This is a genomic window from Brevundimonas sp. (assembly GCF_013823285.1).
In the GTDB taxonomy this organism is placed as follows: domain Bacteria; phylum Pseudomonadota; class Alphaproteobacteria; order Caulobacterales; family Caulobacteraceae; genus Brevundimonas.
Genome location: NZ_PNLV01000043.1, coordinates 1 through 23,088 on the forward strand (window position 1 = coordinate 1; position 23,088 = coordinate 23,088).

Below are 23,088 nucleotides of genomic sequence, written 5' to 3' on the forward strand. Positions count from 1 at the left end.
ACGGTCGCCTGAGCCTGGGCGGGCGGTGGCGCCGGCGGCGCGTGATGCTGGTGATCCTGCGCGGCCGCCGCGCCCGAAGCCAGCAGCAGCGAGGCGACAGGGGTCAACAACCGGATCATGCCGCGCCCCCATCCAGAGGGCGGACGGTCACGACGTTGAACATCCCCGCATGCATGTGCATCAGCATATGGCAATGGAAGGCCCAGTCGCCCGGCGCGTCGGCGGTCAGGTCGAATGTCACCTTGGACCCCGGCGCGACGTTGACGGTGTGCTTCAACGGCTGATGCCCTGCCGGTCCGCCAGTCACCAGTTCGAAGAAATGTCCGTGAAGATGGATGGGGTGAGCCATCATGGTGTCGTTGACCAAGGTCACCCGCACTCGCTCGTCCCGCTCGAAGCGGATCGGCTCGACGATCTCGGAAAACTTGCGTCCGTCGAAGCCCCACATGAATCGTTCCATGTTGCCGGTCAGGTGGATTTCCAGCGCACGCGACGGCGGGCGCTGGTCCTTGTTGGGCGAGAGCGACACCAGGTCGGTATAGACCAGCACCCGGTGTGGCACGTCCTCCAGGCCCATGGGCCGCTCGCCCAGACGGTTGGCGGGATCAGGCGAGATCATGTCGACCCCTACCCCAACCGCCATGGCGGCCGGGGCATTGTCGGGGTTCCGCATGTCGTGACCCATCGACCCATGGTCCATCGAGGCGGCGGCGGGTTCACCATGCCCCATGGCGGCGTGATCCATCCCGTTGTGCCCCATGGCCGAGTGGTCCATGCCCCCCATGCCCATGTCGCGCATGGTCAGGGTCGGCACCTCGCGCAGCGGCGGGACCTCGGCTGTCAGGCCAAGTCGCGGGGCCAGCGTCGCCCGGGCCATGCCGGAGCGGTCCACGGATTCCGCGACCACGGTATAGGCCCGGTCCTCGGTGGGCCGGACCACGACGTCATAGGTCTCGGCGACGGAAATCTGGAACTCGTCGGTCTCGACAGGGCGCACGTTCTCGCCGTCGGCGTTGACCACAGTCATGGCCAGGCCCGGCACCCGCACGTTAAAGATCGACATGGCCGAGGCGTTGATGATGCGCAGACGCACCCGCTCGCCGGGCCGGAACAGGCCGGTCCAGTTCTCGGCCGGGCCATGGCCGTTGATGAGGTAGGTGTAGGTTGTGCCGTTGACGTCGGCGATGTCGCGCGGATCCATCCGCATCTGGCCCCACATGCGCCGCTCCTCCAGCGACATGCCATCCTCGCCCGAGATCAGGCCGGACAGGGTCGTGCGGGATTGGTTGAAGTAGCCCGGGCTCTTCTTCAGGCGGTCGAGGATTTCGTGAGGATGCAGGAAGCTCCAGTCCGACAGCACCAGCACATGCTCCCGGTCATAGGTGACCGGATCGGCTCCCGCCGGATCGATGACCAGCGGCCCATAGTGGCCCATGGCCTCCTGGAGGTTGGAGTGGGAATGATACCAGAATGTGCCCGACTGGATGACGGGAAATTCGTAATCGAAGGTCTCGCCCGGCCGGATGCCCGGGAAGCTGACGCCCGGCACGCCGTCCATATGGAATGGCAGCAGCAAGCCATGCCAATGGATCGAAGTGTCTTCGTCGAGAGTGTTGGTCACCGACAATCGCGCCGTCTGCCCCTCACGCAGGCGGATGAGGGGCGCCGGCAGCGTTCCGTTGACGGTGATGGCGTGACCGGTCCGACCGCCTACGGTGAAGGGGGAGTGGCCGACGCTGAGGCGAACGTCCGGGCCCTCCAGGGTGGGCAAATCGGCCCTCAGACCAAGCGACCCGCTCTGGGCCCAGGCGGGCAGAAGCCCTTGTGCGGCCAGTAGCCCTGCGCCGCCCACGAAGCCGCGCAGCAGTTTGCGGCGGTCTGTCTGGATCAATCTCATGTATCAGTTCTTAGCCAATGTGTCTGATCGCCCTTACGCCAGCGGCGCGCGTGTCCCTCGGGACAGCTGGTCGCAGGCGCTCATTCGGATGGGCCCAACCGGTCCAGCAAGGCCTTGCGGGCGCGGGCGATCCGCAGCTCGACAGCCTTGGACGACAGTCCCAGTATCTGGCCGATCTCGGCATGGGACCGTCCTTCCAGAACCGCCAGGAGAAGCGGCGCGCGCTGACCGTCGGGCAGTTCACGCAGGGCCAGGTTCAGGCGTTCCACCCGGCGCCGGTCATCCGCCCGGGCCTCGGCGGCAGGCACGGGGTCGCCCACGGCCATGGCTTCCGGCGCATCCAGGCTCATGACGCCCCGGACCAACCGACGCACCCGGCGGCGCCGGCTCCAGTCCCGACACTTGTTCAGGGCGATGGTGCGCAACCAGGCGCCGAACGGTCGGTCGGGATCGTATCGGCGGATCGACAGCCACGCGGCGGCGTAGGTCTCCTGGGTCAGATCCAGCGCTTCGTCCGGATCGCCGACATAGCGGGCGACGAAGCGATGCAAGTCGCCTTTCGTCGCCGTCATCAGGCGCGAGAAGGCCGCCCGGTCTCCCAGAGCGGCCTGCTCTTCATCGGTCTCGCCTGCCCCCACGCCCGCGTCAATCGGCGTCGGCGCGCAGGGTCTCGACCACGGCGCGGTCGAACTCTTCGGCCTGCTCGGGCGTCAGCACGGCGCGCATCTCGAACACATGTCGAATCGTCGCCATCTGCAGGTCGCCCATGGCGCTGTGGAAATGTTCGACGGCCGCCTGGACCTCGGGCGTGTCGCCCCGGCTCTGGGCGATGGCGGCGGACAGTTCCCGGTTGGCCGCGCGGACTTCAGCTTCCAGCGGCCCACGACGCGCCGCGAAGGCCGCTTCGATCTGGTCCAGGCGAAGATCCTGATCCGGGGTCAGGTCCAGCCGCTCATGAACGATGTGATGCAGATCGGCGGCGCGGTCCTGTCTCGCCGACAAGGTCATCGCGGCCCAGGCGGCGGTCGCGCCGACGGCGGCGGCCAGAACGGCGGTGATCAGCGTAGACTTCAGACCGCTCATCCCAGGATGCTCCGCATATCCAGAGGCGTCGTCGCCATCCGCGGGCTGAACACCGCCAGGTCGCCTGGCTCTTGTTCAATAGACGGGGCGGACACACCGCCGGCGATCCCACCGATGCCTGCCGCGACGCAAAGGGCCGCGACACGCAACGTCCGTTGGCGCACCCTGGCTTGCGCCACCGCCACCCGGTCCCACACGCCTTCCTCCAGATCGTCCAGCGTCGCGATTCTGGACGGCGGCGTCAGCGCGATCAGGGCCTCCAGGTTTGTCATCCGGGTCGTCTCCATGGGTCTCGCCCCTCTACGCGCCTGTCTGGTCGCCCCCTCGCGAGGGAGCAGTTGGTTGGTGGCGTAATTGGAGCATAGTCCTGATCCGTCCTTTCAAGGAGCCATAGATGAAGCGCCTGATCCTCGCCGCCGTTCTCGCCGCCTCGGGCCCCACGGCGATGGCCCATGAGCCGACGGTCGCCACTGCGTCCGCCCAGGTCGCCGATGAGGCGGCGACCCCTGCGATTATGATTGTGGACGCATTTCATGCCGCCCTCGGCTCGGGTGACGGAGAAGCGGTCCTCGGCCTCCTGACGGAAGACGCAATGGTGCTGGAAGAAGGCGGGGCCGAGCGCTCACGCGAGGAATATGCGGGCCATCATCTTCCCGCTGACATGGCCTACGCCGCCGCTACCCGGTCTCGGGTCACGCGCCGCGCGGCCTGGGTCGAGGGCGACATCGCCTGGGTCCTGACCGAGGGGCGCACCAGCGGGACATTCAACGGCCGGTCCGTCGACCGCCTGACCGCCGAGACCATGATCCTGCACCGGGAGGCTGACGGCTGGCGCATCCGTCACATCCACTGGTCTTCGCGCGCGCCGACCTGAGCCTCACATTGAGGCGGGCGGCATCTGCACGCCCATCGCCGCCACCAGGCCGAGCAGCGCGAGGCCGGCCAGCGTCTCCAGGCCAATGCTCACCCGCAGTCGCCGCCCCGCGTCTGCTGCGTCAGCGTCCGCATCGATCGCGCGCGACAGCGCGGGCGTCAGGATGAAGCGATTGTGGGCGGCTAGCGCAAGCATAAGGGTGAACGTCAACAATTTTGCGACGAGGAGACCACCCCAGGTCGAGCCTGGAATACGGCCGAGGCCATCGACACCGATCAGGAATGCCGCATTGATCAGGCCGGTGACCACAAGGATCGCGACAGCCATCGTCCCGATGGAAGCGAACCCCGCCAGCGACCGCGCTGTTGCGGCGTCCTCACGCGTGACCGGGCGTACCAGCAGCAGGCAGAAGCCCGCCAGCGCGCCCAGCCAGACACAAGCGGCGAGCGCATGGGCGATGTCGGCCGCCAGATGCACCAGGCCGATGGAGCCCTCGCTGGCGGCGCCGTGTCCGCTCCAGGCAAAACTTGAGACAGCCCCGGCGAAGACCAGAGCAGCGATAGCTGCGCCCGATCTGCGACCTCGCCCCAAGATAAGGGCGAGGACGCCCAGCAGGGCCAGTCCGGCACGGACCCCATGCGCGATGCCCAGGCTTGTGGACTGGACGACATAGCCCAGGGCCGCCGGATCCAGCCCTGTGGCCCAGCTCCCGGCCATCATGACCGTCTGGGCAAAAAGACCGCCCATGGTCCCGAGCGCTAGGACGAGACCTGCGATGACAGTCACACGTCTGACGGATTGCGGACCGGTTTCCCGCAACCCGTAGGCCTGAAACAGCGGCAACCCGAGAGCCACGACAGCCGCGGCGAACTGAACCCAGCGCAGGCCGACGACAGTCAGATCGATTGCCACCTCAGCGGACGGTGAAGCTGTAGGTTCCGGTCATCCGATGCCCGTCGGCCGCCGCAATGGCCCAGGTCACCCGGTAGGTACCGGCCGTCAGCGGCGCGGCGAACGACCCGCCCAGCGTCTTGCCGTCCTCCGACACCGTCTTGGTCAGGGCGACGGGTCTGCCCTGGCTATCCTCCAGCTCGACGGTCGAGAACGGGGCCGCGAACCGCTCGCTGAAGGTCAGGCTGATCGTTCGAGGCGCGGCGACGGTCGCACCATCGCCCGGGGTGGCGGACACCAGTCTGGCATGAGCGAATGCCGGGGTTGTGCTGAGAACCATGGCGGAGGCGACGGCAAGTGAGAGAAACCGGTTCATGAGGACTCCTTCAATGCGAACCATTACGTCCACCTGCTGGTTTCCCCTCATCATATGACAGTGCGGGCAGCAGCCAGATCCGGACCAGCCCGACATTTCGGAGGAAGCGGAGGAGCGCCGCCTGGCGGGCTGACTGATGCGCCCCGTTCAGGCGCCGTCGCAGCCCTGACGGGCAGGCCCGCCCGCCATCAGGTGCGCGAAGGCGGCCATGCCCTCCGGGTAGTCGCGCCAGCCGTCGCGGGCCTTGAGGCGGTCCACCCGCGCGGTCAAATCGTCAGGGCCGAAGCCGTCAGGGAACCACTCCGCCTCGCCCTCCACCCGGGCGGCGAGGCGCACGCCGCCGCCGCCGGCGGTGACGGTCTCGCCGGTCAGGGGGCAGTCGGGCGACATGAGCCAGCTGGCGACGGGGGCGACCCGCTCGGGCGACAGGCGGGCGGCCTGCTCGGGCGACAGGTATTCTCCGGTCATGCCGGTGTCGGCGAAGGGGGCGATGGCGTTTGCGGCGACGTGGCGACTTGCCCCCTCCAGGGCGATGACCCGCATCAGGCCGATCAGGCCGGCTTTCGAGGCGGAATACGCCGCCATGCCGTGCACCCCGTGCAGCCCGGCGGTGGAGGTGGACACCAGGATCCGCCCGCCACCGTTCTCGCGCATGTGCCGGTAGATGGGCAGGGTCGGGGTCAGGGTTCCGAAGAAATTGACCTCGAAATTGGCGCGGAATTCCTCGGCGGTCTGTTTGTGCAAGGTCGAGGCCTCCGGCGCCCCGGCATTGTTCAGCAGGCCGTCGATGCGGCCGAAGGCGCCCAGGGCCGCCGCCAGCAGGCGCTCGCCGGAGTCCGCGTCCTCCACCGCCGCGGGAGCGGCGACGGCGCGGCCGCCGCCGGCCTCGATCTCTGCGACCACGGCCTCGGCCGAACCGGGCGCGTCGGCAGGGCGAGGCCGGGTGTTCACCACTACCCGTGCGCCGCGCGCCGCCAGATCCAGGGCGTAGGCGCGGCCCAGGCCCCGGCCCGCCCCCGTGACGACGACGACGCGATCTTTCAGGGCGCTCATGATGGTTTCCTCTCGGGATCGACGGCGCGGGGGCGCGGCCAGGGCAGGAAGCGGGGCGTGCGGGCGCAGTAGGCGGTCCAGGCCTCACCCCGGGTGCGGACCATGTGAGCCTCCTTGAACGGCGCGGCGGAAGCGTAGCCCATGAACCAGCCGGTGAAGAGCGGCGCGAACAGGGTGATCCAGCCCCATGGATGGGCCAGGGCGAAGATGAACCACGCCGCCCACATCAAAGTCTCGCCCAGATAGTTGGGATGACGGACCCAGGCCCAGACGCCGGTGTCCAGCAGACGGCCCCGATTGGCCGGGATCGCCTTGAAGGCGGCCAACTGCCGGTCAGCCAGTGTCTGGAGGGTGAAGCCGCCCAGCCAGACGACGACGCCTGCGATGGCGAAGCCCCAGCGGGTGGTCCCGGACACGCTGGCCGGGACGGTCAGGGCGAAGACGATGGGCGCCGACCACAGCCAGAGGGTCACGCCCTGCAGCAGATGCACCTGAAAGGCGCTCCACCACAGCCAGCGTGACCCGTGGCGGGCCCGCCAGTGGGCGTAGGGCTGGCGCTCGGCGCCCACGTTGTGGCCCCAGGTCTGGATGATCAGCCGGCCGGCGCCGATCACCAGAAACACCATGAGCAGCAGGTCGGGTCCTGTGGGCGCGCCCCCTGAAGCCGCCAGGGTCAGGACCGCCACGGCCGCCGCGGCGGCCGGGTAGCAGATGTCCATGACGCCGTGATTCCGGGCCAGGGTTCCCCACAGCCAGGCGACGGCCATGACGCCCAGCACCCCTGCCCCGCCGGGCAGGATCCAGATCTCGAGGCTGTCACGGAGCGTCGATTGGGGCGCCGCCGCCGTCAGGACAATGAAGGCCAGCGGGGCGGCGGCGAGGCCGTAGTGCCAGGCCCGGCCGCGCGTCCCCGCAGGGATGAGCATCAGCCAGAGGACAGCCGTGACCGCCCACAAAAAGCCGACCACGCCCATGGATGAAACGTCCGTCATTCGTCGCCCTCAATCACGCTTGCGTAAAAAGACTTGCAAAACTGGTTCATTAGCGCAAGCTACTCCTGCAACGAGCCCGCAAAGGGCCGCACACATTCGGAGGGAATGTCTTGACCAGCATCATCATGCGCGGTTCGTCGGGGCGTCGGCGTCTGGCCGGCGTTTCGACCATCGCCCTGGCCGTCACGGCCGGATTCGCGGCCCCGGCGCTTGCCCAGCAGACCACGCAGGCACAGCCGGGCGCCGTCACGCTCGACGAGATCATCATCACGGCCCAGCGCCGTGAACAGGGTCTTCAGGAAGTGCCGATCGCCGTCACCGCCTTCAGTCAGGAGATGCTGGAGCGTACGGCCGCGACAGGCCTCCAGGACGTGGCGGGCAAGGCCCCGGGCGTCACCATGACCCAGTTCAACGTTGGCGAGCCGCAGATCTTCGTGCGCGGCGTCGGCACCACCAGCGACTCCGCCGCCAGCGACCCGTCCATCGGCGTGTCCATCGACGAGGTGTCCATCGGCCGCGCGGGCGCCAGCGCCCTGGCCTTCATGGATGTGCAGCGGGTGGAGATCCTCCGCGGGCCCCAGGGCACCCTGTACGGACGCAATGCGTCCGGCGGCGCTCTGAACGTCTACACCAACCGACCCGATTTCGCGCCCTATGGCCAGCTGACGGCCCGCTATGGCAGCTTCAACGAGATTGGTCTGGAAGGCGTGTTCAACGGCGAAATCGCTGAGGACACCGCTGGCCGGATCGCCTTCCGCTTCAGCACCAATGACGGCTACGCCGAGAACGTGCTCACCGGCGCGGACCTGCATGGAGGAACGTCCTTCGGTCTGCGCGGCCAGGTTCTGCGCAACGCCGGAAACTGGACCTTCCTGGCCGGCTTCGACGGCAGCATGGAGGAGATGGACGGCCAGGCGCGTATTCCCGTCACCGTGGCCACCACTCCGGCCCCGTTCGTCGCCGTCATCAACAACCTGCGTGCGGGCCTGAACGTCCGCGAGACCCTCAACCCGGACGCCACCTATCAGAACCGCACCAACTGGGGCCTCACGGGGCGGGCGGAGTGGCAGGGCGACAATTTCGGCTTTGTCTCCCTGACCTCCTATCGCAACAACGACTACGACTGGCGCGACAATCTGGGCGGCCTGACCTATCCGGCCTTCCCCCTGCGGGTGGACAATCGAGCCGAAGAGCAGGCCGACCAGTTCAGCCAGGAGTTCCGCTTTGTTTCGGCGGCGGATTCCAACATCAACTGGGTGGCGGGCGTCTATCTCTTCCGCGAGAACGTGGTCCGCACCGAGCGCTTCGTTGTGGAGACCGCCCTGCCCATCGCCCCGCCCATTTTCGGCGGCGACACCACCTTCTTCCAGGACGCCACCAACACCAGCTATGCGGTGTTCGGTCAGGCGGCGATCCCGTTCGCGAGCATATGGGAGCTGACCCTGGGCGCCCGCTGGACTCGTGACGAGCGCGAGGTCCATCAGGTGGCCATCGACAACGACCTTGGTCTGAACGGGCCGCCGGGCATCCCGCTGGGACCGACCGGCTCGCCTTATGACGTCAACGCCAGCACCAGCTTCGACGAGCCCACATGGCGGGTCGCCCTGTCGGTGGAGCCCCTGCCGGACGTGCGCTTCTATGCAAGCTACGACCGGGGCTACAAGGCCGGCGCCTATATCAGCGCGGCCCAGACCGGCGCCCAGGCTGTGCAGCCGCTGAGCTCCGAGTTGCTGGACAACTACGAGATCGGCGCCAAGACCACCGTGTTCAACGGGCGTCTGCGCTTCAATGCGGCGGCGTTCCGGCTGGACTACACCGACCTGCAGGTCAACGAGCTGGCCGGGCTGAACCTGGTCGCCTCCAACGCCCAGGCCGAAGTCGAAGGCTTCGAGATCGAGACGGCCCTGGCCGTCACCTCCGCCATCACCATCGGAGGATCGTACACCAGCCTGGACGCCCGGTTCACCTCGGACGCGATCTCGGCGGGCGGCACGCTGCCCTATGAGGGCAATATCCTGCCCCGGTCGCCCGATAGCCAGTACACCCTCTACGCCGACGGCGAGTGGCGTGTGGGGCAAGGCACCCTGGCCACGCGGATCGATTATCAGTGGACGGACGACTACTTCTTTGACCCGTCCAACAACCCCGAGGTGCTGATCCCCTCGTACGGTCTGCTGAGCGCCTTCGCGTCCTGGGAGACGGACAACGGCTTCAAGGTGTCAATCTACGGCAAGAACCTGACGGACGAGGAATACCGCAATCACGTCATCAAGAACGTGGGCGTTGGCTTCAGCGTCTTCGGGCCGCCGCGGTCGTTCGGCATCGCCCTGACCCGCACCTTCTGAGTCCAGCCCCGAACTGAAGCAAGGCCGTCGTCGCAACTCTGCGGCGGCGGCCTTTCCTCGTCAGGAGCCGGCGCCCCCGGGCGCGGCCTCACGCTCGACTTCCCACCGCACCTGTCGGGGATCAATGGCTCGCCCGGTCGTCCGGTCGCAGACCACCGGCGTGAGGATGTCGCCTGTGGTCCTGTCCTTGAGCCGCAGGGGCGGGCTTTCTTCCGGGTAAAGCCAGCGCTCGCTCCAGCCGTGCATGGCCAGAACGATGGGATACATGTCGCGCCCGGCCTCGGTCAGGCGATACTCGTAGCGCACCGGGGCGTCCTGATAGGGCTTTCGCTCCAGCACGCCGTGAAGCACCAGACGCGACAGACGGTCCGCCAGAATATTGGTGGCGACCCCCAGGGCGGCGTGGATCTCGTCAAAGCGGCGCAAACGGAAATAGGCCGCCGAAAGCACCGCCCAGCTCCAGTAGTCGCCCATGATGTCGGTGGAGCGGTCGATGATAGGCCGGTCTGTCTCGATCGGCTGTGAGCGCCGTCGGCGCGACGTCGGCGGTGCGATCGGCGTCATGGGCGCCGTGACTTCCCAGACCACATTGGCGATGCCCACGGGGTCGCCGTGCTCATGGCCCAGAACCACGGGCTCGAGGCGGTCCTGCGTCTGGCGGTCATAGAAGCGCAGGGCATAGCGTTCCTGCAGCGGCGAGCGCGCCCACTTGCGTTCCCACTGACCCTGCATGACCGCCACGCCGAACATGTCCAGCCCCATCGCAGTAAGACGGTACTCCAGCCTCGCGCCGCCTTCGGCCACGGGCTTCGTCTCGAGCATGCCGGCCGCCGTCAGGCGTTGCAGGCGGTCCGCCAGCACGCTGCGCGGCGCGCCGAGCTGATCGCGCCAGGCGCTGAAGCGGCGCACGCCGTAGAACGCCTCGCGCAGGATCAACTGGGTCCAGGCGTCGCCGGTGATGGCGAAGGCCCGCGCCACCGGATTGCCCATGATCAGGGCCCGAATGTCCGGCTCGCCCGCACGCTCTTCGCTGGTGTCCATATCTTCCTCTAACCCAATTCGCAGGCGGGTCGAGGCGGACGCCAACGCTTGCGTTAAGCGACCAAATGTTCGAAGGTCTGTTCTGAAAAGTTTCTGGAGGCAATTGCTATGGCCGACGACGCCGCCGCCGCACGCCGTATCGAAACCGGGCCCCTGAGCCCGCTGAATACGCTCAACCCCTATGTGCAGGGGGCCTATGAGCCGGTCTCGCGCGAGACCACGGCCATGGACCTGCCGGTGATCGGGGAAATTCCGCAGGATCTGCACGGCGCCTTTTACCGAAACGGGCCGAATCCCGCCCAGGCGCCCCAGGGCATGCACCACTGGTTCGACGGCGACGGCATGGTCCACGCCGTCTGGTTCGAGAACGGCAAGGCCGAGTACCGCAACCGTTTCGTCCGCTCGGCGGACCATGTGGCGGACCTCAACGGCGGCTGCGGCGCGGGCGGGGTGATGGAGCCCTCCACGCGCGCCGATCCGTCCTCCACGCGCGGGGAAAAGGTCTACAAGGACACCGCCAACACCGATCTGGTGCTGCACAACGGCTCGCTGATGGCGCTGTGGTACATCTCGGGCCATCCGGTGCGCATCGACGCGCGCACCCTGGAGACCATCGGGACCGAGACCTTCGGCGGCGCCCTGTCGCGCCACGTCTCCGCCCACTCCAAGGTGGACCCCAAGACCGGCGAGTTCGTGTTCTTCGACTATTCGCTCTACGAGCCCTGGATGACCTTCGGGGTGGTCAGCCCGACCAATGAGCTGACCCATTTCGCCCGCGTCGATCTGCCGAGCCCGCGCCTGCCTCACGATATGGGCCTGACCGAGAACTACGTCATCCTGCACGACCTGCCGGTGGTGTTCACCGACGGCGGGCTGAAGCGCAGCACCTGGAACATTCACTTCGCCGAACAGCCGGCCCGCTTCGGCGTGGTCCCGCGCAACGGCTCCGGCGACCAGGTCCGCTGGTTCGAGACCGACAGCTGCTACATCTATCACGTGGTCAATGCGTGGGAGGACGGCGACGAGGTGGTCATGACCGCCTGCATGATGACGCCCAACGGTTTCCCGCCGAATCCCGAGTACGGCCCCTACGCCGCCATGGTGAACGTGCTGGCCCTGCACGCCGTGCCGGTGGAATGGCGTATGAACATGAAGACCGGCGAGGTGAAGAAGCGCCAGCTGGACGACCGCATCGGCGAGTTCCCGGTGGTCAATCTGGACTATGCCTCACGGCCCACGAAATGGTCCTATCACGTGGCCATGGCGCCCACCGAGCTGCAGAGCTTCAAGGGCCTGATCAAGTACGACCTCGAGACCGGCGCCGCGCGGACCTGGGACTACCAGCCCTCGCAGTTCGGCTCCGAGCCCGCCTTCGCGCCGCGCGTCGACGCGACGGCAGAGGACGACGGCTATGTCATCGCCTTCGTGACCGACGCCGAGACCGGCAAGTCCGAGGTGCAGGTGATCGATGCGCAGAACATGGAGGCCGGGCCGGTGGCGCGGGTCATCCTGCCGGTGCGGGTGCCCGCGGGCTTCCACGGCACCTGGGCGCGCGGCGACCAGCTGAAGGTCGCCTGATTGATGAGCGCCCACATCCACGACGCCGTCCGCACGCCCCGCGCCAAGGCCCGCCCCGACGGCGGGCTGGCGGCCCTGAAACCCCACGAGATGATCGGCGGCCTGATCGACGCCATCGAGACCCGCGGCCATGACGCCCGCGCGGCGGAAGCCCTGATCGTGGGCTGCGTCGGACAGGTGGGGGCCCAGGGCGCCAATGTGGCGCTGGTGTCCAAGCTCCACGCCGGCCTGCCGGACGGAACGGCGGCGTGGAGCATCAACAACTACTGCGTCTCGGGTCTGACCGCTATCGGACAGGCCGCCGACATGGTCCAGACCGGCCGCGCCCGATCGGTGCTGGCGGGCGGGGTGGAGATGATGTCGCGCGTGCCCTTCATGGGCGACCGGGCCGACTATTACACCGACGCCGCCTTCCCGCCCCGCACCCGCTACCTGCCGGTGGCCGTGGCCGCAGATCGGCTGGCCGAGGATGCCGGCGTATCCCGCGCCGAGATGGATCAGGCGGCCCTCGTTTCCCAGTCCCGCACGGCTGCGGCCGAGGGCGGCCCGCTGACGGCCTCGCGCATCGCGCTGAACGGGCTGGACAGCGAGGAATGCGCCCGGCCCACGACGCTTGAAAAGCTGGCCAGGCTGCCCGCCGCCTTCGCCGAGATGGCCGCGCCCTATGCGGAGGCGCTGGAAGGCCGCGCCATCGATCATCGACACACCGTGGCCCACGCCCCGCCCATGTCCGACGGCGCCGGGCTGGCGCTGGTCTCGTCGGAGGCCCAGGGCGCCCGCGCCCGCATCGTGGCCCATGTGGAGGTCGGCGGCGATCCGGCCGCCTCCCTGACCGCAGGCTTCACCGCCATGGACCGGGTGCTGGAGCGGGCGGGTCTGAGCCTGTCCGACATGGACCGCATCGAGTTCATGGAGGCCTTCGCCGTCACCATCGTCACCTTCCTGCGTGAGCGGGACGTGGACCGGGACAAGGTCAATGTGGGCGGCGGCCATCTGGCCAAGGGGCACCCCATGGGCGCCACCGGCGCCATCCTGCTCTCGTCGCTGCTGGACGCGCTGGACGCGTGCGAGGGACGCTATGGCCTCGTGGTCGCGGCGGGCGCGCAGGGCGTCGGCTCGGCCATGATCGTCGAGCGCATGGGAGGCCGCTGATGGACGCCCGTCCGCCTGCGCCCCGCGACGCCGTCGTGGCCCGCCACGCCGACCTGATCGAAAGCGCGCTGGACGCCATCCGCACCCGCCGCGCCTGGTCGCCGTTCAGGGATTCACCTTCGACGAAAATCCACGGCCCGGACAAGCCCGTCGCCGGCAAGGCCGCCTTCGAGGCGCAGCTGGGCGAGCGGTTCGCGCTGGATATGCCGGGCGTCACCGACTGGGTGGGGGCCGAGGTCTCGCCCTATACGCAGCAGCCGCTGGGCATCACCTATCCGGTCAGCACGCCCGAGGTCCTGATCGCGGCGGCGCAGGCCGCCATGCCGGACTGGGCCGCCGCCTCGCCGGACCTGCGCGCGGCCCTGTGCGTCGAGATGGCGGTGCGGCTGTATGACGCCAATTTCGAGATGGCCCACGCCGTCATGCACGTGGCGGGGCAAAGCTACACCCAGTCGTTCAGCGGCTCGGGCCCCAATGCGCTGGACCGGGGCATCGAGGCCCTGGCCTATGCGGTCAAGGCCATGCACGACGTGGCGCCGACGGGCCGCTACGAGCGGGATTTCGCGGGCGAGCGGGTGGTTCTGGACAAGACCTACGCCATCGTCCCGCGCGGGGTCGGTCTGGTCATCTGCTGCGCCAGCTTCCCCACCTGGAACGCCTATCCGGCCATGTTCGCCAGCCTCGCCACGGGCAATCCGGTGATCATCAAGCCGCACCCCATCGCCGTGCTGCCCATGGCCATCGTGGTGCGCGAATGCCGTCAGGTGCTCGCCGATCATGGCTTTGACCCGAACCTCGTCACCATGGCCGTGGACACCCTTGCGACGCCCGTGGCCCAGCATCTGGTGGACCATCCGGCGGTGCAGATCGTCGATTTCACCGGCAGCCCCCGCTACGGCGGCCATCTGGAGCGCACGGTGACCGGCAAGCTGCTGTTCACCGAGACCGCGGGGGTCAACACCGTCGTGGTGGAATCGGTCGCCGATATGGAGGCCGCCGCACGGGCCATCGCCCGGGCCTCGTGCCTGTTCTCGGCCCAGATGTGCACCAGCCCCCAGGTGATCTATGTGCGCCCGGATCTGGCCGATACGTTCGGTCAGGCGCTGGTCGACCAGATCGACGCCATCGCCGGCGACCCGGCCCTGGCCGCCGGGATCATGGGCGCGATCCAGGGCCAGGTCAGCCTGAAGGCCGTGGCCGACGTGCGCGCCGCCCTCGATCAGCATCCGAAGGCCCGCGTGCTGCGCGAGGCCGCGCCCTACGCGCATCCGCAGTTCCCCGACGCCCGCACCCTGACACCCTTGGTGGTCGCGGTGAACGGCTCAGACCCCGCCCTCTACGCCGAGGAGCATTTCGGGCCGGTGCTGTTCGTGGTCCGCATGGACGGCGACGCGGCGGTGGCCGAGGCGACCCGGCTGGCGCGCGAGCACGGCTCGATCTCGTCCTATCTGTACTCCACCGCAGAGGCTTTCATCGAGCGCGCGGCGCCGTTCTATGAACAGGCCGGCGCCAATCTGACCATCAATCTGACCGGCGCCATGTGGATCAATTTCGCGGCGGCCTACAGCGACTATCACGTGTCCGGCCTGAACCCGGCGGGCAACGCTTGTCTGGCCGATCTGGCTTTCGTGGCCTCGCGGTTCCGCATCGTACAGCGGCGCCGACCGGCGGCATGACCACGGACGTCTTCATCGCCGGGGTCGGCATGACGGCGCTGGGCAAGCGGCTGGACCAGAGCGTCAAGTCGCTGACCGCCGAGGCGGTGCGCACGGCGCTGGCCGACGCGGGCGCGGCGGCCGCCCATATCCAGGCCGCCTGGTTCGCCAACACCCGCCAGCCGATGCTGGAGGGCCAGAACACCGTGCGCGGCCAGATCGCCCTGCACCCGCTGGGCCTGACCGGCATACCCGTCATCAACGTTGAGAACGCCTGCGCCTCGGGCTCCACGGCCCTGTGGCTGGCCATGCAGTGGCTGCGGGCGGGCGGCGGCGAAATTGCGCTGGTCGCCGGGGCCGAGAAGATGGTCTGGCCCGACCGGCCCGAGCGGGTGGCGGCGGCCTTCGCGGGGGGCACCGACATCCACGACCGCGACGGCGTGCTGGCCTATATCCGCGAGATGGGCGGCGAGGAACCGGGCGAGGGCCGCAGCCTGTTCATGGACCTGTACGCCGCCCAGGCCCGCGCCCACATGGCCCGGTACGGCACGACCCAGGCCGACTTCGCCCAGGCAGCGGCCAAGAACCACACGGCGGGCGCCCTGAACCCGCTGGCCCAGTACGGCGCCCCCACGACCGCGGATCAGGTGCTGGCCGACAAGCCCATCGTCTTCCCCTTCACCCGCGCCATGTGCGCCCCCGTCAGCGACGGGGCGGCGGCCATGGTGGTGTGCAACAGGGCCGGATTGAAGCGGCTGGGGGCCGCCGCCCGCGCCGTGCGGGTGCGGGGCTGCGCCCTCGTCAGCGCGTCCATGCGCGAAGCGGGGGACATAGACAACCACATCGGTCGCCGCGCGGCGCTGGCGGCGTATGAGCAGGCCGGCGCCGGGCCGGACGATATCGACGCGGTGGAGGTGCACGACGCCACCAGCTACGCCGAAATCCAGCAGATCGAGAACCTGGGTCTGGCCCGACCGGGGACCGTGGGCGAGCGGCTCCGGCGCGGCGACTTCGCCCTCGGCGGACGCACGCCGGTCAACGCCTCGGGCGGTCTGGTGGCCAAGGGGCACCCGGTGGGCGCCACGGGCATCATCCAGCTGCATGACCTGACCCGCCAGCTGCGCGGCGAGGCCGGGGCGGCCCAGATCGAGGGCGCGCGCATGGCCGCGGCCGAGAACGGCGGCGGCTTTCTGGGCGTCGAGGAGGCGGCCACCGTGGTCACCGTTCTGGAGCGCGCCGCATGAACCCCGTCGGCGTCATCTATGACGGCCGGCGCGGGCGGGCCGAGCGCCCTGCCCTGATCGAGGGCGACCGGATCGTCACCCATGGCGAGCTCATCGCGCGGGTGGACGCCCTGGCCGCCGACCTGCATCGCCGGGGGCTGGACCGGGGCCGCCGCATCGGTCTGTGCGCGGCCAACAGCTGGCGTCATGTGGTCGCCTATCTGGCCATCCTGCGCGCGGGCGCCGTCTGGGTTCCGCTGAACCCCCGCAACGGCCCCGGCCTGAACGCGGACCTCCAGCGCCGCGCCGAGCTGGACATGCTGTTCGTCGATCAGCCCTCGCGGGAGCAGATCGCGCCCTGCGCCCGCCGTCTGGAGCTGGAAAACTGGGTCGACGCGGTCGAGCCCGGCGGCACGCCGCCCGCCATCGACCACGACCCGGACGGCGTCTTCGCCATCAAGTTCACCGGCGGCTCCACCGGCAAGCCCAAGGGCGTGGTGCAGAGCCGGCGCAGCGCCATGGCGGCCCTGCGGTCGATGCAGGCCTATTACGGCTTCACCGCCGAAGACGTGAATCTGGCGGTCGCGCCCCTGACCCACGGCTCGTCCCACTATGTACTGCCGGTGCTGGCGGCGGGCGGGGCCCATGTGCTGATGGCCCAGCCGGACCGGGCGGCCATGCTGGACGAACTGAAGCGCCGGGTCACGGTGGCCTTCATGCCGCCGACCCTGATCTATCTGCTGATGGAGGCGGCCGCCTTCGGGCCCGATGACTTCAGGGCCCTGCGTCACCTGACCTGGTCCGCCGCGCCCATGCCGCCTGCCCGCATCGAACAGGCGGTCGCGCGCTTCGGCCCGGTGCTGGGCGCCCTGTTCGGCCAGACCGAGGCTCCCATGACCATCGCCGCCCTGACGCCGGCACAGGTGGCGCGGCCGGAGCTGCGCGGCGCCGCGGGCTATCCCTTCCCCGACACCCCCGTCCGCGTGCTGACCGCCGGGGGCGACGTGGCGGACCAGGGCGAGGGCGAGATTCTGGTGGGCGGCGATCTGGCCGACACCGCCTATATGGACGATCCGGACGCCACGGACGAGGCCCGCCACGACGGTTGGCTCAGGACCGGCGATCTGGGACGGCTGGAGTCGGACGGCCTGCTGACCATCCTGGGCCGCTCGCGCGAGATGATCATTTCGGGCGGCTACAACATCTACCCTGCCGAGGTGGAGGCCGCCTTGGGCGCCCATCCGGCGGTGCGCGAGGCCTGCGCCTTCGGCGTGGAGGATCCCGTTTGGGGCGAACGGCTGGAGGCCGCCGTGGCCTGGGACCCCACGCTCGCCGACGAGGCCGCCCTCACCGACCATGTGCGCCGGACCATCGGCCCGGTGCGCACCCCCAAGATGCTGCATCTGCTGGCCGCCTTGCCCCGCAATCCGGTGGGCAAGGTGGTGCGCGCGGATGTACGAACCCTGATCTACCCGGCGCCTCAATGACCGGGAGACAAAATGAGAGACGGAGGAAAACGCCATGATCGTCGTGCCGCAGGATCGCATACGCGACTACCGCGCAAAGGGCTGGTGGGGTGACGACACCCTGGACGACCTGTTCCGCCGCCATCTGAAGGCTCATCCCGATGCCGAGGCCCTGATCGATCCGTTCAACGCCGCCGACATCATGGGCGGCCAGCCGGAGCGCCTGACCTGGGCCGAGGCGGACGCGTCGGTCGACCGGCTGGCGGCGGTGTTCCATGCCCACGGCCTGAAGAAGGACGACGTGCTGGTCGTCCAGCTGCCCAACATCAATGACCTGAGCCTGACCTATCTGGCGGCGGCGCGGCTGGGGATCATCGTCTCGCCCGCCCCGGTGCAGTATCGCGAGAGCGAGCTGGGCTACATCGTCGGCAAGACCGACGCCGTGGCCGCCCTGACCACCGACCGCATCGGCAAGCACGCCCACGGCGACATGCTGATGACCGTGGCCGGCCGCTCGCCCGCCCTCAAGCATGTGTTCGTGATGGGCGAAACCTGCCCCGCCGGCGCCATCGACCTCGAGCCGCGGCTGGACGCGGTGACGCCGAAGCAGATGAAGGCCGCCCGCGACGCCATGAAGGCGGCGAGGATCAGCGCCGACGACGTCTTCACCATCTGCTGGACCTCCGGCACCGAGGCCCTGCCCAAGGGCGTGCCCCGCAGCCACAACGAGTGGATCATCATGGGTGCGGGGGTGGTGGACGCCGCCGACCTGGGCCATGGCGCGCGCATCCTGAACCCGTTCCCCATGGTCAATATGGCGGGAATCTCCACAGGCTTCGTCAGCTGGCTGCTGACCGGCGGGATGCTGATCCAGCATCATCCGTTCGACCTGCAGGTGCTGCTGAAGCAGATGCGCGACGAGACCATCGACTACACCGTCGCCCCGCCCGCGGTGCTGAACCTGCTGCTGCAGAACGAGGCCCTGCTGGAGGGCATCGACTTCAAGCGGCTGAAAGCCATCGGCTCGGGCTCGGCGCCCCTGTCGCCGTGGATGGTCAAGACCTTCCACGAGAAGTACGGCGTCCAGATCGTCAACTATTTCGGCTCCAACGAGGGGTGTTCGTTCCCCAGCGCCTGGCAGGACGTGCCCGACCCGGCCGAGCGCGCCGTTCTGTTCCCGCGCTTCGGCGAGGGCCTGCGCTGGAAGGCCATGCTGCACGACCGCATCTCCACCCGTCTGGTGGACCCGGAGACCGAGGAGGAGATCCGCGAGCCCGGCCGTCCCGGCGAACTGCGCATGAAGGGGGCGACAGTGTTCTCGGGCTACTGGCGCGCGCCGGAGGTCAATGAGCGGGCGTTCGACGCCGACGGCTGGTTCCGCTCCGGCGATCTGTTCGAGCTGGCGGGCGAGGACAACCGCTTCATCCGCTTCGTGGGCCGGTTGAAGGACATCATCATCCGGGGCGGCATGAACATCTCGTCGGAAGAGATCGAGGGCCACCTGATGGGCCATCCCGCCATCGCCGAGGCTGCGGTGGTGGGCGCGCCCGACGAGCGTCTGGGGGAACGGCTGTGCGCCTTCGTGGTGTTCCGGCCCGACCAGAGCGCCGACATGGCCGGGATCAACCGCTACCTGACCGAAGAGAAGCAGGTGGCCGTCTACAAACAGATCGAGCGGCTGGAGGTCATCGACGCCCTGCCGCGCAACCCGGTCGGCAAGGTCCTCAAGCGGGATCTGCGCGACCGTCTTGGAGAAACAGCTCAAGCATGAGTTCCGCCTTCCCCCAGTCCATGCGGCTGCCCGTCATCGCCGCGCCCATGTTCCTGGTCTCCGGGCCGGAGCTGGTCATCGCCGCCTGCAAGGCGGGGATCGGCGGCGCGTTCCCGACGCCCAACTGTCGGACGCCCGAGGATCTGGACCGCTGGATGGACCAGATCACAAGCGCGCTTAAGCCCGGCGACGGGCCGTGGATCGCCAATCTGATCACCCACTCCACCAACCCCAGGTTGGCCGACGACCTGGCCATGGTGGCGCGCTACAAGCCGCCCATCGTCATCACCGCCCTGGGGTCGCCCAGGCCGGTGATGGAGACGGTCAAGGGCTACGGCGGCATGGTCTTCGCCGACGTGGTCAACATGAAACTGGCCCGCAAGGCGGCCGAGGCGGGGGTGGACGGTCTGGCCTGCATCAGTGCGGGCGCGGGCGGCCACACGGGCCACCTGTCGCCCTTCGCCTTCGTCTCGGCGGTGCGCGAGTTCTTTGACGGCTATCTGACCATCGGCGGCGGCATCGCCGACGGCGCGGGGGTGGCGGGGGCCATCGCGGCGGGGGCGGACATGGTCTACATGGGCACCCGCTTCCTGGCCACGCGCGAGAGCCTGGCCCAGGACGCCTACAAGCAGATGGTAGTGGACTGCGACGCCGACGACCTGATCGTCTCGCCCGCCGTCACCGGCACCGACGCCTCATGGCTCAAGCCCAGCCTGAAAGCCGCGGGCCTCGACCCCGACGCCATGGGCGGGGCGATCCAGCGCGACTATTCCGGCGGCCAGAGCACCAAACGCTGGAAGGACATCTGGGCCGCGGGCCAGGGCGTGGGCCGCATCAATGCGGTGGAGTCCACCGCCGAGGTGGTGGGGCGGCTGGAGCGCGAATACCGCGCGGCGGCCGACCGCTTCATCGGGCTGAACAGCCGGGCGGCGGCGGCGTGAGCGAGCCGTCCCCGTCCCTCGCCTCGCGCTTCCAGCTGGACCCGGCGGCGGACGGACTGGAGCTGGCGCGGCGCTGGGCCGAGGCGCGCTTCGCGGGTGGCTTCGCCGAGCGACTGCGCGCCTGGCCGACCGAGGTGGAGCGGGGCCGCATGGTGATCCGCTGCGACCTGGATCCCGGCCACGCCAATTTCGTCGGGCTGGTCCACGGCGGGGTGACGGCGGCGCTGGTGGACATCGCCGGGGGCGGGGTGGCCATGACCCTGCTGAAGCCGGGCGAGCACCTGCTGTCCACCGACCTGACCCTGCGCTTCCTGAACGCCGCGCCCATCGACGCCGATCATCTGGTCGCCGAGGCGCGCGCCGCCTATGCCGACCCGCGCAAGGTGGTGGCCGAGGTCACGGTGGCCCTGCCGGACGGCCGCGTCGTGGCGCACGGGACCGCCGCCGTCTCGATCCGACGGCGCGAAACCTAGGTTCCAATAACCAGGCTGACCGTGGTGGTGGTGGAGCCGCCGATGTTCAGGGTCTGGACGGTGTTCGCGCCCTCCACCTGATAGGCGCCCGCCGTGCCGGTGGTCTGTCTGAACGCATCCAGCGCCATGCGCACCCCCGTCGCCCCCACCGGGTGGCCGCAGCCGATCAGGCCGCCGGAGGGGTTGACGGGCAGCCGCCCGCCGATCTCGATGTCCCCGGCCTCGATGGCCTTCCACGCCTCGCCCGGCGCGGTCAGGCCCAGGTGGTCGATGGCCATGTATTCGGTCATGGAAAAACAGTCGTGGGTCTCCACCGCGTCGATGGCCTCCAGCGCCACCCCGGCGCGGGCGCGGGCCTCGTCGATGGCGCGCTTCACCTGCGGGAAGACGTAAGCCTCATCGGCGCTGGCGGCGATCTTGCGGGCGTAGCTGATGGGGGCGTTGCGATGGCCCCAGCCCTTGATGCGCGGCAGGGACTCCAGCGCGACGCCGCGACGGCGGGCGTAGTCCGCCGCCCGCTCGGCCGACGCCAGAACCACCATGGCGCCGCCGTCCGTGACCTGGCCGCAGTCGGTCTTGCGCACCCGGCCCTCGATGACCGGATTGGCCTCGTCGTCATTGGCGAAGGCCGCGTCGGGGAAGACATAGTCGCGCGTCTGGGCGTTGGGGTTCAGCCGGGCGTTGGCGAAATTGATCTGGGCGATGCGCCGCAGGTGCGCGTCGTCGATGCCGTAGCGAAGGTCGTACTCCTCGGTCAGGTCAGAGAAGGCGCGCGGCCAGACATAGCGGGCGTCCTGATGCTCGTGCCCCGCCCAGGCCGCGGCGCCCAGATGCTCCGCCGCCGTCTGGCCAGGCACATTGCGCATCAGCTCCAGCCCCAGCACGGCCGCGGTTCCGTAGCGGCCCGACTCGATGTCCGCCATGGCCGCGAGGATGGCCAGCGAGCCCGAGGCGCACGCCCCCTCGTGGCGCGAGGCGGGCATGCCGTCGAACCGTTCGTCCGACAGGGCGAAGAAGCCGCCCAGCATGCCCTGGCCGGCGAACAGGTCGCCGACGAAATTGCCCACATGGCCCACGTCGATGTCGCCGGGCTCCAGCCCGGTCGCCTCAAGACCGCCGGTCAGGGTTTCGGCGAACCCGTCGGCGATCTCCTTGCCCTCGCGGGCCCAGTTGCGCTTGAAATCAGACTGCCAGCCGCCGAGAATATAGACCATCCGCTCAGTCTCCTGCCGCGACGACGATGACGCCCGCGTCGGGCTGATCGGCGTAGAGGCGCCCCACGTCCTGGCTGCGGTTGTCGATCACGCCGCGCCGGTTGATGCTGCCCTTGTCCGACACCTCGTGGGCGTTGGGGTTCGGCGGCGCGGTCAGGATCACGGCCCGTTCGATGCGCATGGAGGCCATGGGATGGGCCCGGTTGTGCGCCGCCAGCCGCTCGCGCACGGCCTCGCCCAGCCGTCCCGAGGTGATCGCCTCGCCCATCTCCAGACCCAACTCGCGCTTCACGCCTTCCACCGAGGGCCAGGCGAGAATGCCCAGATACGGCCGGTTCTCCTCGCACAGCACCAGTTCGGTGATCAGGGGCGACAGGGCGGCCAGCACCGCCTCGCGCGCCGGGCCGCCATAGACCCAGGTTCCGGTGGACAGCTTGAACTCCTCGGCCAGCCGACCGGCGAAGGCCAGGCCGCCGCTTACATCGCCCGGGATGATGAAGGTGGCCAGATCGCCCATGCAGTAGAAGCCCTCGTCGTCGAAGGCCTGGGCGCTGCGGTCCGGATCGTCCAGATAGCCCCGGGTCACGTTGGGCCCCTTGACCCGAACCTCCCAGCGGCTGTCGTCGTGCGGGACCAACTTGAGCGTCACCCCCGGCAGGGGCAAGCCCAGCCCGACCTTGTCGGTATAGGCATAGCCCGCCAGGAACCCGGCCGTGGTCTCGGTGGATCCATAGGCCGAGGTCATCATGATGCGCTTGCCGGTCTCCTCCACCGCCATCTTCTGGATTCGGTCATAGACCGGCTGGGCCAGGGCCGCGCCGCCGAACAGCATCAGCCGCAGCTCCGAGAAGAAGGTGCGGCGCAGGTCCGCGTCGGCCTCGAGCGCGTCGGCCAGCAGGGCGAACCCCAGCGGCACATTGGCGTAGTACTCGACCGGGATTTCCTTGAGGTTGCGCAGGGAGATGTCCAGCAGCCCGGGCAGGGGCTTGCCGTCGTCCACATAGAAGACGCCGCCCGCCAGCAGGGTGGCGCGCAGGACGCTGGCCCCGGCGGTGTGATGCCA

The 23,088-nt window shown here is 69.2% G+C and carries 21 protein-coding genes; 10 read left to right on the top strand and 11 right to left on the bottom strand.

What is annotated here, in order from left to right; all coding sequences use genetic code 11:
- Positions 1 to 115: 115 nt before the first annotated feature.
- The 4 genes from C0461_RS07910 to C0461_RS07925 all read right to left on the bottom strand — a co-directional run bounded on the left by C0461_RS07910 (position 116) and on the right by C0461_RS07925 (position 3,267).
- Positions 116 to 1,897, bottom strand: coding sequence for a copper resistance system multicopper oxidase (locus C0461_RS07910; RefSeq protein WP_292105502.1), 1,782 nt, complete (start codon positions 1,895 to 1,897; stop codon positions 116 to 118).
- Between the two features lie 80 nt (positions 1,898 to 1,977).
- Positions 1,978 to 2,535, bottom strand: coding sequence for an RNA polymerase sigma factor (locus tag C0461_RS07915; protein WP_292105506.1), 558 nt, complete (start codon positions 2,533 to 2,535; stop codon positions 1,978 to 1,980).
- 7 nt (positions 2,536 to 2,542) lie between these two features.
- On the bottom strand, positions 2,543 to 2,980 hold the full coding sequence (locus C0461_RS07920; RefSeq protein WP_292105508.1) for a periplasmic heavy metal sensor: 438 nt from the start codon (positions 2,978 to 2,980) through the stop codon (positions 2,543 to 2,545).
- Positions 2,977 to 3,267 (bottom strand): hypothetical protein, encoded by a 291-nt coding sequence (locus C0461_RS07925; RefSeq protein ID WP_292105511.1) that lies wholly within the window; start codon positions 3,265 to 3,267, stop codon positions 2,977 to 2,979. Before C0461_RS07925 ends, C0461_RS07920 begins: the two co-directional genes overlap by 4 nt.
- Positions 3,268 to 3,374: 107 nt before the next feature.
- On the opposite strand from C0461_RS07925, the gene C0461_RS07930 reads away from it, so the two are divergent.
- Positions 3,375 to 3,854, top strand: coding sequence for a nuclear transport factor 2 family protein (locus C0461_RS07930; protein ID WP_292105512.1), 480 nt, complete (start codon positions 3,375 to 3,377; stop codon positions 3,852 to 3,854).
- Between the two features lie 3 nt (positions 3,855 to 3,857).
- Here the strand turns inward: C0461_RS07930 and copD are convergent, their stop codons facing one another.
- From copD to C0461_RS07950, 4 genes are all read right to left on the bottom strand, one after another.
- Complete coding sequence (gene copD / locus C0461_RS07935; RefSeq protein WP_292105513.1) at positions 3,858 to 4,766, bottom strand: copper homeostasis membrane protein CopD; 909 nt, start codon at positions 4,764 to 4,766, stop codon at positions 3,858 to 3,860.
- Between the two features lies 1 nt (position 4,767).
- Positions 4,768 to 5,121: a copper homeostasis periplasmic binding protein CopC gene (gene copC / locus C0461_RS07940; protein WP_292105515.1), complete on the bottom strand. Its 354-nt coding sequence runs from the start codon at positions 5,119 to 5,121 to the stop codon at positions 4,768 to 4,770.
- A 147-nt stretch (positions 5,122 to 5,268) separates the two neighbouring features.
- Positions 5,269 to 6,174 (bottom strand): SDR family NAD(P)-dependent oxidoreductase, encoded by a 906-nt coding sequence (locus tag C0461_RS07945; protein ID WP_292105517.1) that lies wholly within the window; start codon positions 6,172 to 6,174, stop codon positions 5,269 to 5,271.
- Complete coding sequence (locus C0461_RS07950; RefSeq protein ID WP_292105520.1) at positions 6,171 to 7,166, bottom strand: DUF1295 domain-containing protein; 996 nt, start codon at positions 7,164 to 7,166, stop codon at positions 6,171 to 6,173. The genes C0461_RS07945 and C0461_RS07950 overlap by 4 nt, the downstream gene beginning before the upstream one ends.
- A gap of 110 nt (positions 7,167 to 7,276) precedes the next feature.
- On the opposite strand from C0461_RS07950, the gene C0461_RS07955 reads away from it, so the two are divergent.
- The gene (locus tag C0461_RS07955; RefSeq protein ID WP_292105522.1) at positions 7,277 to 9,511 is read left to right on the top strand and encodes a TonB-dependent receptor; all 2,235 of its coding nucleotides are present in this window, start codon (positions 7,277 to 7,279) and stop codon (positions 9,509 to 9,511) included.
- Between the two features lie 60 nt (positions 9,512 to 9,571).
- On the opposite strand, the gene C0461_RS07960 is transcribed toward C0461_RS07955, so the two are convergent.
- Positions 9,572 to 10,552 carry a helix-turn-helix domain-containing protein gene (locus C0461_RS07960; protein ID WP_292105527.1) on the bottom strand — a complete coding sequence of 327 codons (981 nt, stop codon included), beginning with the start codon at positions 10,550 to 10,552 and terminating at the stop codon, positions 9,572 to 9,574.
- A 108-nt stretch (positions 10,553 to 10,660) separates the two neighbouring features.
- On the opposite strand from C0461_RS07960, the gene C0461_RS07965 reads away from it, so the two are divergent.
- The 8 genes from C0461_RS07965 to C0461_RS08000 are packed head-to-tail and all read left to right on the top strand — an operon-like array spanning position 10,661 to position 20,811.
- Positions 10,661 to 12,130 (top strand): carotenoid oxygenase family protein, encoded by a 1,470-nt coding sequence (locus C0461_RS07965; RefSeq protein ID WP_292105529.1) that lies wholly within the window; start codon positions 10,661 to 10,663, stop codon positions 12,128 to 12,130.
- Positions 12,131 to 12,133: 3 nt separating this feature from the next.
- Complete coding sequence (locus C0461_RS07970; RefSeq protein WP_292105532.1) at positions 12,134 to 13,282, top strand: acetyl-CoA C-acyltransferase; 1,149 nt, start codon at positions 12,134 to 12,136, stop codon at positions 13,280 to 13,282.
- Positions 13,282 to 14,958 carry an aldehyde dehydrogenase family protein gene (locus C0461_RS07975; protein ID WP_292105534.1) on the top strand — a complete coding sequence of 559 codons (1,677 nt, stop codon included), beginning with the start codon at positions 13,282 to 13,284 and terminating at the stop codon, positions 14,956 to 14,958. The genes C0461_RS07970 and C0461_RS07975 overlap by 1 nt, the downstream gene beginning before the upstream one ends.
- Positions 14,955 to 16,181, top strand: coding sequence for a thiolase family protein (locus C0461_RS07980; protein WP_292105536.1), 1,227 nt, complete (start codon positions 14,955 to 14,957; stop codon positions 16,179 to 16,181). Before C0461_RS07975 ends, C0461_RS07980 begins: the two co-directional genes overlap by 4 nt.
- Positions 16,178 to 17,647 (top strand): AMP-binding protein, encoded by a 1,470-nt coding sequence (locus C0461_RS07985; protein WP_292105538.1) that lies wholly within the window; start codon positions 16,178 to 16,180, stop codon positions 17,645 to 17,647. The genes C0461_RS07980 and C0461_RS07985 overlap by 4 nt, the downstream gene beginning before the upstream one ends.
- Before the next feature lie 34 nt (positions 17,648 to 17,681).
- Positions 17,682 to 19,397, top strand: a complete 1,716-nt coding sequence (locus C0461_RS07990; protein WP_292105539.1) for a class I adenylate-forming enzyme family protein — start codon at positions 17,682 to 17,684, stop codon at positions 19,395 to 19,397.
- Complete coding sequence (locus tag C0461_RS07995) at positions 19,394 to 20,338, top strand: nitronate monooxygenase (RefSeq protein WP_292105541.1); 945 nt, start codon at positions 19,394 to 19,396, stop codon at positions 20,336 to 20,338. Before C0461_RS07990 ends, C0461_RS07995 begins: the two co-directional genes overlap by 4 nt.
- Positions 20,335 to 20,811, top strand: a complete 477-nt coding sequence (locus C0461_RS08000; protein WP_292105545.1) for a PaaI family thioesterase — start codon at positions 20,335 to 20,337, stop codon at positions 20,809 to 20,811. The genes C0461_RS07995 and C0461_RS08000 overlap by 4 nt, the downstream gene beginning before the upstream one ends.
- Here the strand turns inward: C0461_RS08000 and C0461_RS08005 are convergent.
- Both C0461_RS08005 and C0461_RS08010 read right to left on the bottom strand, forming a co-directional pair.
- A complete protein-coding gene (locus tag C0461_RS08005; protein ID WP_292105547.1) occupies positions 20,808 to 22,025 on the bottom strand; it encodes an acetyl-CoA acetyltransferase in 1,218 nt (405 codons plus the stop codon). The two genes, C0461_RS08000 and C0461_RS08005, sit on opposite strands and share 4 nt — an antisense overlap.
- Positions 22,026 to 22,029: 4 nt before the next feature.
- Positions 22,030 to 23,088 (bottom strand): AMP-binding protein (locus tag C0461_RS08010; protein ID WP_292105549.1); only part of this gene is annotated, 1,059 nt, incomplete at its 5' end.